This is a genomic window from Rhizobium sp. R711, from assembly GCF_002211365.1.
Taxonomy (GTDB): domain Bacteria; phylum Pseudomonadota; class Alphaproteobacteria; order Rhizobiales; family Rhizobiaceae; genus Rhizobium.
This window is the reverse complement of record NZ_LOKZ01000028.1, coordinates 1-15,570: the sequence shown is the minus strand read 5'-3', so window position 1 is coordinate 15,570 and position 15,570 is coordinate 1. Positions and strand designations below refer to the sequence as shown.

Annotated in this window: 14 protein-coding genes and 1 pseudogene; 6 read left to right on the top strand and 9 right to left on the bottom strand. The window is 58.1% G+C overall.

The genetic code is table 11. The annotated features are described in order from the left end of the window. Positions 1–123: 123 nt before the first annotated feature. The 4 genes from ATY80_RS20505 to ATY80_RS20490 all read right to left on the bottom strand — a co-directional run bounded on the left by ATY80_RS20505 (position 124) and on the right by ATY80_RS20490 (position 3,255). Entirely contained in the window at positions 124–543 is a 420-nt protein-coding gene (locus ATY80_RS20505; RefSeq protein WP_088694176.1) for an HD domain-containing protein, read from the bottom strand. A 4-nt stretch (positions 544–547) separates the two neighbouring features. Beyond that, positions 548–889 (bottom strand): DUF2934 domain-containing protein, encoded by a 342-nt coding sequence (locus ATY80_RS20500; RefSeq protein ID WP_088694175.1) that lies wholly within the window; start codon positions 887–889, stop codon positions 548–550. Between the two features lie 118 nt (positions 890–1,007). After that, positions 1,008–1,502: an NUDIX hydrolase gene (locus tag ATY80_RS20495; RefSeq protein ID WP_245306908.1), complete on the bottom strand. Its 495-nt coding sequence runs from the start codon at positions 1,500–1,502 to the stop codon at positions 1,008–1,010. A 319-nt stretch (positions 1,503–1,821) separates the two neighbouring features. Next, positions 1,822–3,255 carry an inorganic triphosphatase gene (locus ATY80_RS20490; RefSeq protein ID WP_245306907.1) on the bottom strand — a complete coding sequence of 478 codons (1,434 nt, stop codon included), beginning with the start codon at positions 3,253–3,255 and terminating at the stop codon, positions 1,822–1,824. Positions 3,256–3,428: 173 nt separating this feature from the next. Between ATY80_RS20490 and ATY80_RS20485 the strand changes: the two genes are divergently transcribed. Then, a complete protein-coding gene (locus tag ATY80_RS20485; RefSeq protein WP_088694174.1) occupies positions 3,429–3,821 on the top strand; it encodes a hypothetical protein in 393 nt (130 codons plus the stop codon). A gap of 150 nt (positions 3,822–3,971) precedes the next feature. Here the strand turns inward: ATY80_RS20485 and ATY80_RS20480 are convergent, their stop codons facing one another. From ATY80_RS20480 to ATY80_RS20460, 4 genes are all read right to left on the bottom strand, one after another. Then, entirely contained in the window at positions 3,972–5,009 is a 1,038-nt protein-coding gene (locus ATY80_RS20480) for a glycosyltransferase family 2 protein (protein ID WP_088694173.1), read from the bottom strand. Beyond that, entirely contained in the window at positions 5,006–6,667 is a 1,662-nt protein-coding gene (locus ATY80_RS20475; protein ID WP_088694172.1) for a Wzz/FepE/Etk N-terminal domain-containing protein, read from the bottom strand. Before ATY80_RS20475 ends, ATY80_RS20480 begins: the two co-directional genes overlap by 4 nt. Beyond that, positions 6,664–8,685: a glycosyltransferase gene (locus ATY80_RS20470; RefSeq protein ID WP_088694171.1), complete on the bottom strand. Its 2,022-nt coding sequence runs from the start codon at positions 8,683–8,685 to the stop codon at positions 6,664–6,666. The genes ATY80_RS20475 and ATY80_RS20470 overlap by 4 nt, the downstream gene beginning before the upstream one ends. 213 nt (positions 8,686–8,898) lie before the next feature. Further along, positions 8,899–9,618: a sugar transferase gene (locus tag ATY80_RS20460; protein ID WP_088694169.1), complete on the bottom strand. Its 720-nt coding sequence runs from the start codon at positions 9,616–9,618 to the stop codon at positions 8,899–8,901. Between the two features lie 326 nt (positions 9,619–9,944). Here ATY80_RS20460 and ATY80_RS20455 point away from each other — a divergent pair, with 326 nt between their 5' ends. From ATY80_RS20455 to ATY80_RS20435, 5 genes are all read left to right on the top strand, one after another. After that, on the top strand, positions 9,945–11,015 hold the full coding sequence (locus ATY80_RS20455) for a glycosyltransferase (RefSeq protein WP_088694168.1): 1,071 nt from the start codon (positions 9,945–9,947) through the stop codon (positions 11,013–11,015). A 46-nt stretch (positions 11,016–11,061) separates the two neighbouring features. Then, a complete protein-coding gene (locus ATY80_RS20450; RefSeq protein ID WP_088694167.1) occupies positions 11,062–12,387 on the top strand; it encodes a polysaccharide biosynthesis/export family protein in 1,326 nt (441 codons plus the stop codon). A gap of 214 nt (positions 12,388–12,601) precedes the next feature. Further along, the gene (locus tag ATY80_RS20445; protein ID WP_245306906.1) at positions 12,602–12,835 is read left to right on the top strand and encodes a hypothetical protein; all 234 of its coding nucleotides are present in this window, start codon (positions 12,602–12,604) and stop codon (positions 12,833–12,835) included. 272 nt (positions 12,836–13,107) lie between these two features. Further along, positions 13,108–14,250: a glycosyltransferase gene (locus tag ATY80_RS20440; RefSeq protein WP_088694165.1), complete on the top strand. Its 1,143-nt coding sequence runs from the start codon at positions 13,108–13,110 to the stop codon at positions 14,248–14,250. Between the two features lie 27 nt (positions 14,251–14,277). Further along, the gene (locus ATY80_RS20435; protein ID WP_245306905.1) at positions 14,278–15,204 is read left to right on the top strand and encodes a family 16 glycosylhydrolase; all 927 of its coding nucleotides are present in this window, start codon (positions 14,278–14,280) and stop codon (positions 15,202–15,204) included. A 252-nt stretch (positions 15,205–15,456) separates the two neighbouring features. Here ATY80_RS20435 and ATY80_RS20430 read toward each other — a convergent pair. Continuing rightward, a pseudogene (locus tag ATY80_RS20430) lies at positions 15,457–15,570 on the bottom strand (IS5/IS1182 family transposase); the annotation flags it as partial.

Genomic DNA, 15,570 nt, shown 5'->3' with positions numbered 1-15,570 from the left:
GCGAAATAATTGACCATTCGTGGTCCGTGAGTTCGTAGCGGCGGCGGGTCATCATAGCTCCTAATTCGGAAGCCTTGAATCACGCGGAACGCAATACGCCAAGAGAATTTATGAGTTTACGGCCTAGTGACTGCTCTTGCTCTCGCGGACAATCTTGAGGCCGCGCCGGTACTTTTGCGCATTGCCGCCGGTTTGATCAACCTGCCAAAGATTATCCTCCAAGTCGGCTTGTTTGACAGGCAGAGCCAAAGGATTGGCCGCCGCGCGCCTGACGAACGCTTCGTCCGGTTCGTCCGGCCGCTGTGTCAGAGCGTCCACGGCGGAGATGATCGGCGCCGGAAAGCCTTCTTCCTTCAGACGGTCGAGCGTCCACCCTTTTCCCTTCTCGACGATATCATGGAGATAGGCCACCGTTTGTGCCTCCTCGCCGGAAACGAGAAGCGCGACCCGTTGGCAATGCTCGAAATATGGCCGGCCGACCTTGTCGACCTGTCCGTCATGGGCTGCAAGAGCGATCTGAATGGCTTGGTCGAGATGTCGCATGACGTCATGGCCCTTCGGTCTTCTTGATCGTCTGGCGCAAGGGCGCTTCGCCGGTCGTTATCTCGACCTCTGGCACAGAGGACGCGAACGATTGAGGGCTTGTCGGCCGTTTCGTCGATGGCCCGGATTTTCCGTGATTGATATCGCCGCTCTCCCCCGCGCCCTGAAGCAGTGCCGCATCATCCCGGTCGTCTCTGCTAAGCAGCTCTTGTGAGCTCTTGTCTGCGCCATCCAATTCGTCACAGGCTTGCTGCCAGTGGCGCAACGCCTGTCCCTCGGGGCAACCCTCGCTTTCCCAGATCTCGTAAGCGCGGCGCCGAATTTGCTCGTGCTTGTCGGCGGCCATGCCATTCTCCTCCACAGCAGGTGAGGTCCATCTTGAAAGAACTAGAGAGAATTGCGATCGTGTCGATAGCGCCAGTCGGTACGGGCAGGGAAGAATAGGGGAAAAAAATTCGCCGCGGTCATAATGATGGTGACCAACTCAGGAGACCAGAACTTGCAGCGTCCTGCATCTGCTTAAAACGGAGTAGCAATGCCTTTAAGGCTGGTCGTCCGGCCTGTTCAATCGCTTCTCGCAACGGGAACCATTTCGTTGTGCGAACATCTTTCTCGGGGAACTGAAACGAAATGGACCGGACTTCGATAAGGTGAACGCTGACGTCATAGCAAAAGGATGAGGTGTCTTTGAAGTAGCTAAACGCGCCGAATATCTTCGGCGATACCGACCCCTTTACTCCCGCCTCTTCGAATGCCTCCCGCTCGGCGGCTGATCTTGTCGTCTCGCCGCTTTCGAGATGTCCCTTCGGCAATCCCCATCGTCCAGTTCGACGGCTGGCGACCATCAGCACTTCGACCTCGTCTCTGCCGATCCTGCGAAAGCAGATTGCACCCGCCTGGAGGATGACTTCGACGTGTCTCTGGCCAAGGCTTCGAGGGTTTTCAACGTCCTGAACCACACCTGTCTCCGATTGTGTCGGCCCAACAGATACGCCGCGCAACATAGGTTTCATCATACGCAACGTCTACGCCCGCGTTTTCCATACAGGGTCGCTCATCCTGATGGAGCCTATCGTCAACCGCATTGCAAGCGGCCGTTCACTGAATTCGCTGTCGAGGCGCGCCGGCGCCGAGCGCCTTGACCTTTACTGATGACGGGGCCGCCGCCAGTTTTCTCCTATCGACAATGACCCCGGCCAATCCTGCCTGTTCGAACGGCGAAGCTTCTTGCTGTGCGAGCACGTGCTGGTAAAATCCCGCCTCAATCCCAGAAACGCTTCATGTCGACAAATTCGGCGTGCGCCTTCGCCGCTTTGTGCAGAAGCTTCTCCTTCTCATCGGCACTGGAAAGTTCCTTGCGCCTGAAACCGTTGACAGTCCGAGTGCTGCCAGCATCTCGGGAGCTGTGGCAATGTCGTTCAAATTGCCGAGCTGATCCTGAAGCTTCTCCATCGCGGTGATAAAGCGGCGATGGTGTCTGGCTTCGCGCTTGCTGTGATAAAGAGGCGCGAAGAACTCCGCCGAATACCGCAGCTTCTTCGCGGCGATGCGCAGTTTATGGCGGCTCTCGTCATCGGCGTCGAGCCGCTTCTTGCCGCCCTTTGCCACTTTTTTCCAGAATTTGTCGAACACACGCGAGGCAAAATCCTTGGCCGGCGCCTCAAGCAGTGCTTTGCCCTTTCGATCGCTTCGCCAGTCCTTGGCGCAAATCCATTCAGCGGCATCGAGCATCAAGGAACGGGCACGCACCGAAGAAAAGGCCGCTTCGACCACGCCATAGGCGTCGTTGCGAGCTTTGTGCAATTCGTCTGAGAGTTCATCTCCCCTTGCCCGGTCGATCATCACGTCGATGTTGCGGGCATCGCCGGTCTCTCCGGCGAGCCAGCGGAATTCCTCGCGAAGCTGGTCAAACCGGCTGTCCTGAAACAAAGACTTGCTGATTGAAAGAAGCGCGCGCAACCGCCTGAGCGCCACGCGGGCCTGATGCAGGACGTCTGCGTCGGTCGACCAGTCAAGGGCGATTTCGTTGAGGCGAAATTGCTTGAGACAGGCCGCAAAGATACGCTCGAATGCCGCGGCCGTGCTCATCTCGGGTGAAAGCGCAATGGCGCTTGCCTTGACGGCGCCGGGTACCGGTCCGAGCAGCCGATAGCCCCGCTCCGCCTTGCTCAGCACACCAAGGTGAACCGGGGTTGTCCGGTTGACCTGGCGGGCGAGCGCAAAGAGCGCGGCCGGCGGGCCGGCCTTGCTTTCGAACTCGATCTCGCAAAGCGGCGCCTCGCGATCAGCGGCAACAATATTGCCGACATCCACAACGACCTCGACCGATCCGGCGCCCTCAGTCACGTTCCAAAGGTGGCGCTTCACATGCACCTCGAATTGGGGCGCCAGCTCTGCATCGACCCCGTCGAAGAGAGCGCCGATTTGCCGATCGTCAAGAACCGGCGTATCGGCAACGACCGGCTGTTCCCATTCTTCGCGCACATACGAGCCCGCGGCGTTTCCATCTAAAGACTTGACGGTTTGAACCCGCTGGTTTCCCGACTGGCGGATGCGGAGCGACATACCGCGATTGAAAAGTTCCCGTTCGGGCGTGTCGAAATAGATCGACTTTTGCGCGAGGATCGTCGGCGCCGATTCGAACGGATTTTTCTTCAGGAGCGACGCCGCTCCCGCGCGTGAGAACTCGAGCTTCAGTTCGGTTTCCTGCATGATGGCCTCGCTATCATGACCAACGCCGGGCACCTCCCCATGTTCCGTCCGATCTACGTTCAATAAAAGGTTTGCCAACACGCTTTCATTCACACGGGGCGAGGCGAACTCTGTCCTTTAGATACTGGTGCTACATTTACGCACTCAGTGATCTGCGCATAGCGGAGCCGTCTTTGGAACGATCGCTTTTTCTCGCCAGGCTCATGGGCCCGGCCTTCGTCGCCGTCGCACTCGGGATGTTGCTCAACCTCGGCCTTTACGAGACCATAATCAAGGAGGGGCTGCATGCCGGCATCCTGCTCTATCTGTCCGGCTTCCTGTCGCTGCTTGCTGGCCTGGCACTCGTCAACCTGCACAATACGTGGCAGATGGACTGGCGCCTTGTCATTACGGTGCTCGGCTGGTTGATGACAATCGGTGGCACCATGCGGATCGTCTTGCCGCAAGTTGCGATTACAGTGGGTTCGGTCATCTATGGCGACCGCGCTTCTGTTATCGTGGCTGCGCTGGCAACCGGGGCGCTCGGCACTTTTCTCAGCTTCAAGGGTTATCTGCATCGTTCCTGAAGCGGCAAAACTCAAAGGTCTTGCCACCCGCTTTCATGGTGGATCAGGCTGCCACTAAGAAATGGTCGCATCGGGCTTGGTCCGCCTTTCCAACAACCTGGCGAAGCGGAACGGCCGATTTCGCCTTTTGCAGCTTCAATGGTAACTGGATCAGAAGAGTGCCCGCAGCAGACCGCTCATCGAGCGTTTGCCGGCATCGAGCCGATAAGACAGGCCGCGGCGCGCCTGCCGGTTCGGGAGAACCGCCGTGAGGAAAAGAAAGATCGTCATCACGAGCTTGGTTTTAAGCAGGTTGTCGCTTGCACCGATCTTTTTCACGAGGCGCCATAAAGTCGTTGGCCGAACGCGCCGGCCTTCTGCAACCGCAAGGTAGAAAGAGCGCTCCAGGAAAAACTGCGTCTCATCCGCCGCGACAAGCTCGCGGGCTTTTCCGAGCGGCTCAAGCACGTGCCGCAGGTGGTCCATTCTGTTCACAAACCGCGCGATCTCACGCCTGAGGATTTGTGCGTCGAGGGGACGCCCAAGCCCTGAATCATTGCGATCATGGACCCGGTAACGTCCAAGCGGCGTCGACAGGCTGACGACATCGCCGAAGAATGGCGCTGCAAACAGAAGTATACCGTCGACTGCGCGGTCATAGGTTGCACCCTTGAGGATCGCAGAGAGATCCCGTCGAAACACATTGCCCGATGTGGGCGGGCTGACATAGGTTCCGTTTCGCAACACGCTTTGTGCAAGCGCACCAGTGTCACGAAAGGCGCCGAGTTTCGGAACGGGTTCGCCAATGATCAGGCCGTTGCGATCTGTCCGCAGCAACGGAAACTGAAGTTTTGCAACCCGGTCGTCAAGCTTGGCCAGAATGGTCGCAAGTGAGCCGGGGCAAAGTGCATCGTCGGCGTCGAGGAAGAGGACGAATGGAGCCTGCGTCTTCGTCATTCCGAAAAAGCAGGCGGCGCGCTGGCCGCAATTGTCGATGCGATAAGCTGAGACGGGGTGACGTTTGATCACGTCCCAGGAACCGTCGGTCGACCCATCGTCGACAACGATCAATTCGCAATCTTTGCAATTCTGGTCAAGCACGCTTCGTATCGCGTCTTCGACGTAGTCGGCGTAGTTGAAGCAGGCGATAATGACGGCCAGACGCGGCAGCGTCGGATTGCGCGCGGCTTCGCTCACCTCCTTTATCATCGCCGTGCCTTGTTGAGGACAGTGCCGACCACATTGGCGCCGGCACGACGCAGCAGCTGAACTGCCTCGACGACCTCTTCGATCGTCGTCTCACCAGCCTGCGCAACGACAATCACGGCATCGGCATAGGCACAAAGTGCCAGGGCATCCATCGATGCGTGGAGAGGTGGAAGATCAAGGATGACGTCGCCCTTCGAGCGTGCAGCCTCCATGATCCGCTGGACGCGAGGGTTTCGAAAATCGGTGAACAGGTTGGCGTTCGTGTCACGCGAATGGATGGGCAGGACGACAACGCCTTCGACCGTCCCAAAGGAAATCTCTTCGATTGAAAGTCCCGCAAAGGCGGCGTCGGCAAGAGACGCCGTTGGCAATCCATAGGCTTGCTCTTGGAGCGGTCCGTCTAGTGCCTGCGGGTTTTGGAACAGCGTCACGTGACGGCCGTTTCTTCTGATCAGCTGCGCCAGGCTGGTGGAGATCATCGTAACCCCGGCCCCTTGCCGCCAGGACACCACAGCAACAGCAATGCTGGTCTCGCTACGCAGGCTGGTGCAGGCAATCTCCACAGACGTTCGCAGGTCATGAATGGCACGAACAAAGCCAAGGTGCCTTGCGTCGACTTTCCGGGGAACGCCGGTGGCGTCGGGTGCAACCGGGATCGTGCCGAGGCAGGCAATTCCGCTGTCGCGCGAAAGGTCGCGCGCATCTCGCACTTTTCTGTCAAGCGCCAGCCGGACCGCCACAAGCCCCAAGCCTGCGAGAAGTCCAAGGACACCACCAAGTGCTGTAATCAACGTCTTGCGCGGTGCCGACGGGCCAAGGGGCGTAAGTGCAGCGCCAATGACCCTTGCATCGGCGTCGGGCGTCGGGATGGCAGGAAGGGATCCTTCATGCATGGCCTGGCGCGCGGCCTCCATCTGTCCTGACAAACTGTCCAACCGTCCCTGCAGCGCTTCGGTCCCGGCCCTCGCCATCTGCTCCTTGAACGCGATCGCCTGGAATATGTAGCCCGACACGACCGCGTTCGCGACCCGCGCCGGCAAGGTCGGATCAGATGAGGAGTAGTCGACCTCAATGACGAAGGACTGGCCAACGCGGCGCGCATTGAGGCGCTTGGCAAAGTTCAGGAATGCCGCGCGCTCGGCATCGTTGACGAGAATTGCATTCTCGCTCGCTGGCTCACGAGCGCTCTTGGCAATTCCGGCTCGGGAGGGCGCGACTGCGGTCGTCATGGTCGATAGCACCCGGTCGATCAGACCCGGCTGGTCCGCGTCCAGTTCAGCACTGTCTATCAAACCTAGACTTTCGAATACCGACGACAGCAACCGCTCCGAGCGGATCGTCTGCAGTTCGCTGTCTGCGCGATTAAGATCGAAACCTTGCTGCAGCGAAAATTCCTGCCCCGACGCAGCCGACTGGCGCGGCTCGAGGAGCAGGGTTGCCGTTGATGTAAAGATGGGCGGCAGCGAGTGCGCGTAAAGGCCCGCCAAAACCAGACCGGCGATCGTACAGGCAACAAGACTCACCTTGTGGCGAAAGGAAAGGGCGATCACCGCCCGCAACAGCACAAGGGGGCCATCAGCCGTGCTCTCGGGTTGCGTTTCGTCCAGCCGCCATAGTCGAGAGGTTGCTTCAAGGGGCCGTGGTCTGTTGAACATCATTGATTTTGCTGCCTCCAGCCAGGTTTCTTCGTCGTTGGGCGCGAAGCGATTGTCGCGGCTCTTTCGGGATTTAGCCGACCACGCAAGATGTCGAAGAGCGCAAGGAGGTTGCCCTTGGCCCTACCTCTTCTGTCAATGAAGGGTTCGGACCAGAACGCGCGAACGAAGTTGCTGGCAGCGTTGCGAAAGATATGATCTGCGACCGCAATCGGGCTCATGGTCCCCTTGCACATCATGTAGACGGGATTGATCACCTGTGAGTATCCAAGCCGTTCGCCACTGACCCGGCCGCTCTTGATACCCATGTGCACGCCAAAGGCATGCGACCACCGGATCAGTCGTCCCCCATGGCGCGCCAGCGCAGCCGCAAAATCCCGGTCTTCGAGCCAGCCATAAAGGACAAGACGCTCGTCGAAGCGCACCTCGCCAACTGCCGCCACACGGAAAGCCATGTTGCAGCCGTAAGGGCTATAGGCCTCGGTCCATTCAGCTTTTGGCACTTCTGCGCAAGCAACGAGGCGCACGGCTTCGTCGAATGCAATACCCGGGCCTTTGATGCCATCGGCGACCACATGACCCGTAAAGCCGACCACCTGGCTCTCGTCACGAAAGACACGGGCAGCCTCAGCGAGCCAATTGGCATCCGCAACGAAATCGTCATCGAAGAAAGCCACGATTTCGGTTCCTGGCTTGAGGTTGGCAAGAGCCGTGTTTCGCTGCGCCGCAAGCCCGGGCGGTCCGTTCAGGATCGTGACTCCCGCAAGCAAGGCAAGATCTCCGGCGTCGACCGCATCGACGCAGGATATGACGATCGTGTCGGGCCTGAGTGTCTGGGTTTTCAGGAAGTGCCTTACCGTGGCGCCGACAAGGTCCGGCCTGCCGCGTGTTGCAAAGACAGCGGCGATGCGCGGCAGGGGATCTTTCGGCGGCGCATGGACCGGCATCGTCGCGGCAGGCTGTCGTACAAGCTCCATATATCCTTGTGCGGATTGGGCCCAGGAGAAGCGGCGGGCATTTTGCACGCCGCGGCCGACAAGATCCTCACGCAGGTCCTTCGATTGCAAGAGAGCGCGAACATGACCAATCCATTGGAGGGGATCGAAGGGCGACGCAAGGAGCGCCGCCTCGCCGCAAACTTCCGGCATGCTGGCGCAGTTTGACGATATGACGGGGCAACCTCTGGCCATCGCCTCCAGGATAGGCAAGCCGAACCCCTCTGTCAGCGACGGAAAAGCGAGGCAGAGCGCGCGGTCCAGGAGATAGGCGAGATCGTCGTCTGATACCCTGCCATAAAGATAGAGGTTCGATCGATCCTGCAAAAACTCCGCAGCGAAGATGCCCTCGCCACCGCCGGCAACGATAATGTCGACACCCAGCTTGTCGAGCTCCGGCGCAATGTTCATCAGAAGCGACACATTCTTGTGGCGGGCCCGGGATCCAAGAACCAGCACAAAGGGGCGCGGCTTGCGCAGGGCAAGCAGCTCTGGAGCTGACGTGGCCCGCTCCGGGCTCCAGGCCAACGCATGCTCGTGCCCGTTCGGCAAGATCGCGATGTTTGCAAGTGAAACCGGCAGATGTCGGGCAATTTGGCGTGCCGCGGCCTGAGACACGGTTGCAATTCGCGCCGAGCGGCGTGCAAGAAGCGGCTGCAGGTTATGGTAGAGCGCCCGGAACATCGGACTGTAACTGCCGGGGGCAGCAAAGATGTTGGCGTCGTGAATACAGACAATCTGATCGCTTTTGATTGCCGGTGCTGTATTGCAAAGGTTCAGGAGCCTTTGCCCCGCAGCCCTGGCCGGCAATTCGACCTGCTCCCACACGTGCCCCGTCAAGGCGCCGCGCGCATCCAGTCGCAGGCTGACATATCCCGGATCCGTTGCCGAAGCTGGGGCAAGCACGACGGCCTGGTGCTTGCCCGCGCAACTGTCCATTGCGCTGACAATGTTGCGGGCATAGCGCTGCACGCCCGTCATCGTCTGTGTGAGAAAGCGGCCGTTTATGGCAAACAGGGCGCTCATGTCACGGCTCCTCTCGGCCACAAGGGCAAAGCAGGGTCTCGGTCATATCTGCCAAGGATCTCCATATCCGCCGTTTCCAGTGGAAACGATTGCCTTGCCGGAGGTTTGCTCGCCCAAGAAACAAAAGCATGTCCTGCGCACGTTACCAATCGCCGGCACGTCGATCATATCCGAAACGAGAATGAATGCGTTGTGGCCGACCGCGTCCGGCCACTAATAACTGCCGCGTGAGCGCAAGACGGCAGGAACCGTTTTAAGCAATATTGCCAGATCTCCGGCGATGCTTCGCTCTTGCACGTAGCGCACGTCGAGCTTTACACGCTCGCCGTAGCTCGTGTCGCTGCGACCACTTACCTGCCAAAGTCCAGTGAGACCGGGACGAACCTTGATGTAATCGGCGAAATGGACGCCGTAGAGCTCGGCTTCGCTTGTAACGATCGGGCGCGGACCGACAAGCGACATCGTGCCCTGAATGACGTTCAACAGCTGCGGGATTTCATCCATGCTGCTTTTGCGAAGAAGCGCGCCAAAGGGCGTGACACGCGGGTCGTCCTTGAGCTTGCGGGTCGCATTCCACTGCGCCCTTTGATGCGGATTTGCCGCGAGATGGCGTGCCAGGACGGCATCGGCATTGGTCACCATGGTTCGAAACTTCAAGCAGTAAAACATCACACCGTTCTTGCCGATGCGCCGATGAGCGATGAAGATCGGGCGCCCCTGCACGACCAGCAGTATTGCCATCAGCATCAGGATCATCGGTGCCAGTACGACCAGCCCGATCAGCGCAAGGGTCGCGTCAAGGCTGTATTTAGCGATTGCAGCGACGATCACCGAGACATGCCGCTTTGACCGGGTGACACCCAGAGGCACGCTGCGGTCGCGTCTCGATTTGTCGAACGCGTCGAACTCTCGGCCGAGATCAATGTCCCTCATCCGCTTACTCCCACATAACTGAAACTATTTCTGGGCATGTGCAGAGAATGCCCGAGCGGGCAAGCACAAGAACGTTAACAAGTATTAAACGATTTGACAATAAGTTTATTGCGCCGCACTATACCAGGGTGCAATGCGGGAAGAGACATACTTTATGGAAGTTATTGTCTTATTTCCATTATAGAACCGCGCTAGTCTGTCGAACTATACATATCGACACCTGGATAGGTTCGCCGCCCGTTTTAGCACGCGATGGTAATATTACTCATGTGTGTTTTGTGGAGCGACGCGTGCGAGTAGCGATCATACATTACTGGCTTGTCGGTATGCGCGGCGGTGAAAAGGTCCTCGAGGCCCTGTGCGACATATTCCCGACTGCCGACATCTATACGCATGTCTGCGACCTGGGGGCGATATCCGACGCGCTGAAAACCCATCGTATCCAGACGACATTCATCGGTGCCCTGCCCTATGCGCGCAAGATGTACAAGCGCTACCTGCCATTGATGCCAATGGCATTGGAGCAGATAGATCTGGGAGCCTACGACCTCGTGATCAGCAGTGAATCGGGACCGGCCAAGGGCATCATCCCGACCTCGCCTGCCCTGCACATCTGCTACTGCCACTCGCCGATGCGCTATATCTGGAACATGTACAACAAGTACTACGACAGCTCGGGCCTCATGACCCGCCTGATGATGCCGCCAATGGCACATTATCTTAGAACCTGGGATGTTGCCACGGCCAATCGGGTCGATGATTTCGTCGCCAACTCGACAACCGTTGCCCAGCGCATCAGAAGCTATTATCGCCGTGATGCATCGGTCATCCATCCTCCCGTCGATACGGCGGCTTTCAGACCGGTGCCCGGCTGCGAACTCGCCGATTACTATCTGATGGTCGGCGAACTTGTCAGCTACAAGCGGCCCGACCTCGCCGTTGAGGCCTTCAATCGTCTCAAAGCCAAGCTCGTCGTGATCGGCGGCGGCGAAATGCTCGAACATTTGAGAAAGATCGCAGGCCCCACCGTGACAATCCTCGGCTCCCAGCCTTTTGATGTCCTCAAGCATCATTATGCGCGCTGCAAGGCACTTGTGTTCCCTGGGGAAGAAGATTTCGGGATCGTGCCCGTCGAGGCCATGGCGAGCGGCAGACCAGTCGTGGCCTTCGGACGCGGCGGGGCCACCGAGACCGTCGTTGCCGACAAGACCGGCGTGTTCTTCAAGGATCAGACGGTCGAGGATCTGATGGATGCCGTTCAGCGCATGGAAAAGCTGGATTTCAACCCAGCCGATGCGGTGTCGCGCGCGGCGGAATTTCGCCGTGAGGTCTTCACGACCCGGTTCCGCAGCTTCATCGAACGCGCAACCGGGACCGAGCTTGCCATGCCGGCTTAGTCGCGACGCGACGGCATCCAGAAACCCTTGTCTCATGGAGCATTGCATGTCATTTCGATCCGCCAGGCACACCGGCGCCATTGCACCACTCTTTAGCCCGCGGTCCAGGGTCTTCCGACTTCTTGTTGCAGCAGCAGCCGCGGCCGTTATTAGCACCGGCAATTTGGCGAAGGCGCAAGACTATCTGCTCGGCCCACAAGACGTGTTAAAGATACGCGTTTTTGAATGGCGGCCGAGCACGGGCGCACCCTTCGAATGGGTGCCGCTGACCGGTGAGTTCGCGATCTCGTCGGCAGGTAATCTCTCTTTGCCGATCATCGGGACCGTGCCCGCTGCCGGCAAGACCCTCGAACAGGTTTCCGAGCAGATCGGCGAGCGCCTGCAAAATCAGGTGGGACTGCAAAAACGGCCAAACGCATCCGTTGAAATATCCTCTTACCGTCCTTTTTTTGTAACCGGTATGGTGGCCACGCCGGGCAAGTATAGCTTCAGTCCGGGTCTGACGGTTGTTCAGGCGCTCAGCATGGCAGGCGGTATCGGTCCCGCTGACGCGAACCTTATCAGCCTGCAGCGTGATGCCCTGTCTGGTCGCGGCGATCTGCGCGCGCTTGAAGCCGAGCGGCTCGAGCTTGTTGCACGTCAGGCACGCATCGACGCGATCCTCGATAATTCTACCGAGATCAAGTTTCCCGCAGAACTGACCGAAAAAAAGGACATACCTGGAATTGCACGCATGCTGAGCCAGGAAGAGGCCTTGTTTGAGACGCGCATGCGCGCGATGGAAACCGAAATTGAAGCGCTCGATCAGGCCAGGGTACTTGCAGCAAATCAAATCTCGGCCCTGAAAGAAAAGGCTGCATCGCTTGGCAAACAGATCGAGCTCGCCAACAAGGATCTGGGCTCGGTCAACAAGCTTGTTTCGCAGGGATTGACGGTCTCCACCCGCCAGCTGGGGGCCAACCAGAATATCGCCGATTTGGAAAGCCGCAATCTTGATGTCTCGCTGGCGGTTCTAAAAACACAACAGGATCTGGCCAGGGTCGATCAGGACATCGGCGACGTACGCAACCGTTATCGCATCAGCGCTCTGAGCGAAGCAGCCGAGCTCAGGGATCGCTTCGCTTCCAATGCGAAGAAGGCGGAAACGGCAGGGGACCTCTTGAGAAACCTGGAGGTCCGGGCACCGGCAGCAATCGCTGCCCTGGAGGAGGACAAGGATACTTACGCCTTCACGACGACGATCAGTCGTGTGATCGACGGCAACAACCAGAGCTTGATTGTCAGCGACAACGAGCCCGTAATGCCAGGTGATGTTATCCGCGTCGAACGACGCCAAGAAGGGAGATCGACAGCGGTGGCAAACAACAACTGACGGCTCCAGCACCGCATTCTCCGTGACACGGCCCAAACTTGACCTGCAATGGACACGCAGCTTTATGGCTCGTTTTCTTCAGAGAATTTTAGCTTGCCTATGTCAGGTATATGACCGATGATTGCACAGGGTTGTCCTGCGCAGGAGGTCGGAGCAGCCTATGGGGTGGGCATTTGCAATTTGTTTCATCATAGGCGCAATTTGCGCCTTGCGTGTGCCTATTCTTGTTTTTACCCTCATCGTTGTCTTCGTGATGCTGGGCTACGCCATTGTCGGTCTTGCGACAGGCAGTGGGGTGCTCGCGGCGCTTGGCTGGGGGTTGGCGCTCGCCACCTTGCTCGAGGCTGGATATCTCTTCACCCACGGGATCCTTTATTGCCTCTATACGCGCCGAGCCAGCGGCACACGATCTTCCCAGAAGATTCAGTCGAAATATACTACCGACTAATAAAGACCTCTTGACAGACTGAGATCGCACGAATGGTTGCATCGGCAAAGGCCACCTGCTGCGATCAGGTGGTAGCGAACTGCGGACCTTTGCTCGACGAGCAAGCGTAAATCCCAGTTCGTTCTTATCTTTACTATTGCATTTTACGCCGCAGCGCACAATTATATTGGGTAGGCGACGATGTATATTGTGCGCTGCGCAATTGATAGAAGATACTATTCGTTAGATATATAACGGACACGACGACCCGATCGGCTCAAGAGGATCTTATCATGGAGCTGAGTACCGCCAGGCTCGGGCAAAAGCGGCCGTTTCCTTCGCCGGCACGGCAAAAAATTCTATATCTTCAGCCCGGTACACAATCCTTTGCCGGCATTGAGCGCGTGGTCGATACGATTTGCTGCAAACTTGCCGAAAAATACGCAGACGACTTCGAGGTCGACGTTCTTTACACCTCCGCCCACGTGAACCGGCCATCCGATCGAAATTATCACGCCATCGATCGGCGCCCTCGTGGCAGGCTGCAACTAATGAATACGTTTCGGGACGTCATCAAAAGCAAGGATTATGACCTGATCGTCGTCCCTCAGATCGAACCTGCCGTGATCGCAATGGTTTCATGTCTCGGCATTCGACGAAACTTCGTGGTCCACCTGCACGGCAATCCGAAGCGTGAATGCAGCCATCTGAAGGCAAAGATCCTGTTCTTTCTGATGAAGGCATTTTTCCTCGAGCGTGCGTCTTATATTTTTGGGACCTCGCCGCGTCAGTTGGCCTCCTTTCGGGAGATGTTCGGCAACAAAGTTCCGCTATATTGGGTTCCCAATCCGGTTCGCAGGTTCGACGGTGTCGAGAAGATCTCCGGCGGCGAGCCCGGGTGCGTAACGTTTGTCAATGTGGGCCGCTTTTCATATCAGAAGGGTCAGGACATTCTCGTGCGGGCCTTTGCCAAGGTCTACAAGCAGCGCAAGAACGCGCGTCTGAAGATTGTTGGCCATGGCGCTGGGGAAGCGGAACTACGTCAGCAGATTGACCAACTTCAGCTTCGCAACGTCGTCACGATCGAGCACCACCCGGACAACCCGCAACCGGCGCTCTCGGCAAGCGACATCTACGTGTCGACATCACGCTGGGAGGGCTGGTCGCTTGCCATATGCGAAGCGCTGCGCTTCGGGCTGCCGGTCATTTCGACCGATTGCGAATTCGGGCCAAGCGACATCCTCGTGGATGAAAGGCTCGGCCGGCTGGTCGATGCCGAGGGTGGCGCTTCCCTCGTTGCGGCAATGGTTTACTACTGCGATCACCTGACCGACGAAAAAGCCAATGCGGATTTCCGCAAGTCCTTTATCGATCAGTACAGCGACGATCTGGTGGTCGATGTGCACGCAAGCGCGCTGCGCGCCGCTGCCCGCTAGTCATCACAGTTGCACCTGGAGGACGTCATGGCCGGACGCAGCATGTCCCGAAGAGGCTTCATCTCCACGACGATCGCTCTCGCATGTGCAGGTCTCGGGCGAGTCGGACCCGCAAATGCCGATGCTGACGATCCAACGGCAGCCCGCCACCTCGTCTTCGAAGACAACTTTTCACAACTGGATTGGTCCGTCTGGAATGCGGGGCCCAAGGCGGGGAAGTCGGATCCAGGCTTTTACGGACGTTCGGCGTTCGCCAGGCGCACCGGCGAAGAAGGCTTCAACCCCTACGCCATCGTCGACGACCCGCGCGCAGCGGACGGCAAGGCGCTGCAGATTTCCGCCAAGTACATCGGCGCGCCGATGTCGGTCCCGAGCTATTACGGCAACAATCACAGTGAATATCAGTGGATTTCGGGAAACATTCAAACCGCAAGTAAGGATGGCACAGTTACCCAAGGCTGGCGGCGCGGCTACTTCGAAGCGCGGATGCTTTTTCCAAGTCATCCACTGACCTGGCCGGCCTTCTGGCTGATGAATGCTCGCAGCATCCTCGGTACGCCGACCAGCATCGAGCTCGATGTCGTCGAGCACAAGGGCTTTGAGTTGTCGCAATACGGAACCTATCTGCACGAATGGGGTCAACCGGGAGAACACCACGAGGGAACCGGCGTGGCTGCCGGTCTCGACCTGACGCAGGACTACCGCCGCTACGGCATACTGGTCGATGACACGAAATGCGTGCCCTATTTCGAGCGCAAGCCCGTGATCGACACGCGTACCGGCCAGCCAGCGAATTGGCAAATTCACCGCTCCTTGGACCTCGATGTCGATGGCGACGTTTTCTGGCCGCTGCTGACCCTCGCTTTGAGAGCCGACGTCCCATATCCGAAGGAACTGACGCCGGATCAGCTTCAGCCCCACATGAGGGTCGACTATTTGCGTGTCTTCGTTTGACGCCTGCTAAAGGTCACGGCGGAAAGACGGCAAGCGCTCCTTTCCATACATATTGACCCTCTTCCGATGACCGATGGATGGACGGGAGCCAGTTTCTCGGACGGGCGTCAGATGCGGCGAACAGGCTGTGTTGAAGATCAACAGCATGGCATCAGCTTTTTTGCAGGGCGCCGGGGTGTCGTTGGGGACGATCGTCGTGTCGACCTCTTCTCTATGACAATGCTTTGTGCATATATTTGCTAGGCCGTCGACTCATAAACTCTGACACCAGATCCTTGCGGCGACGAGTTTGACAGCTGCGAGATAGTTTTCCGGGCGCTTGTCGTAGCGAGTGGCGATACCTCGAAACTGTTTGATCTTGTTGAA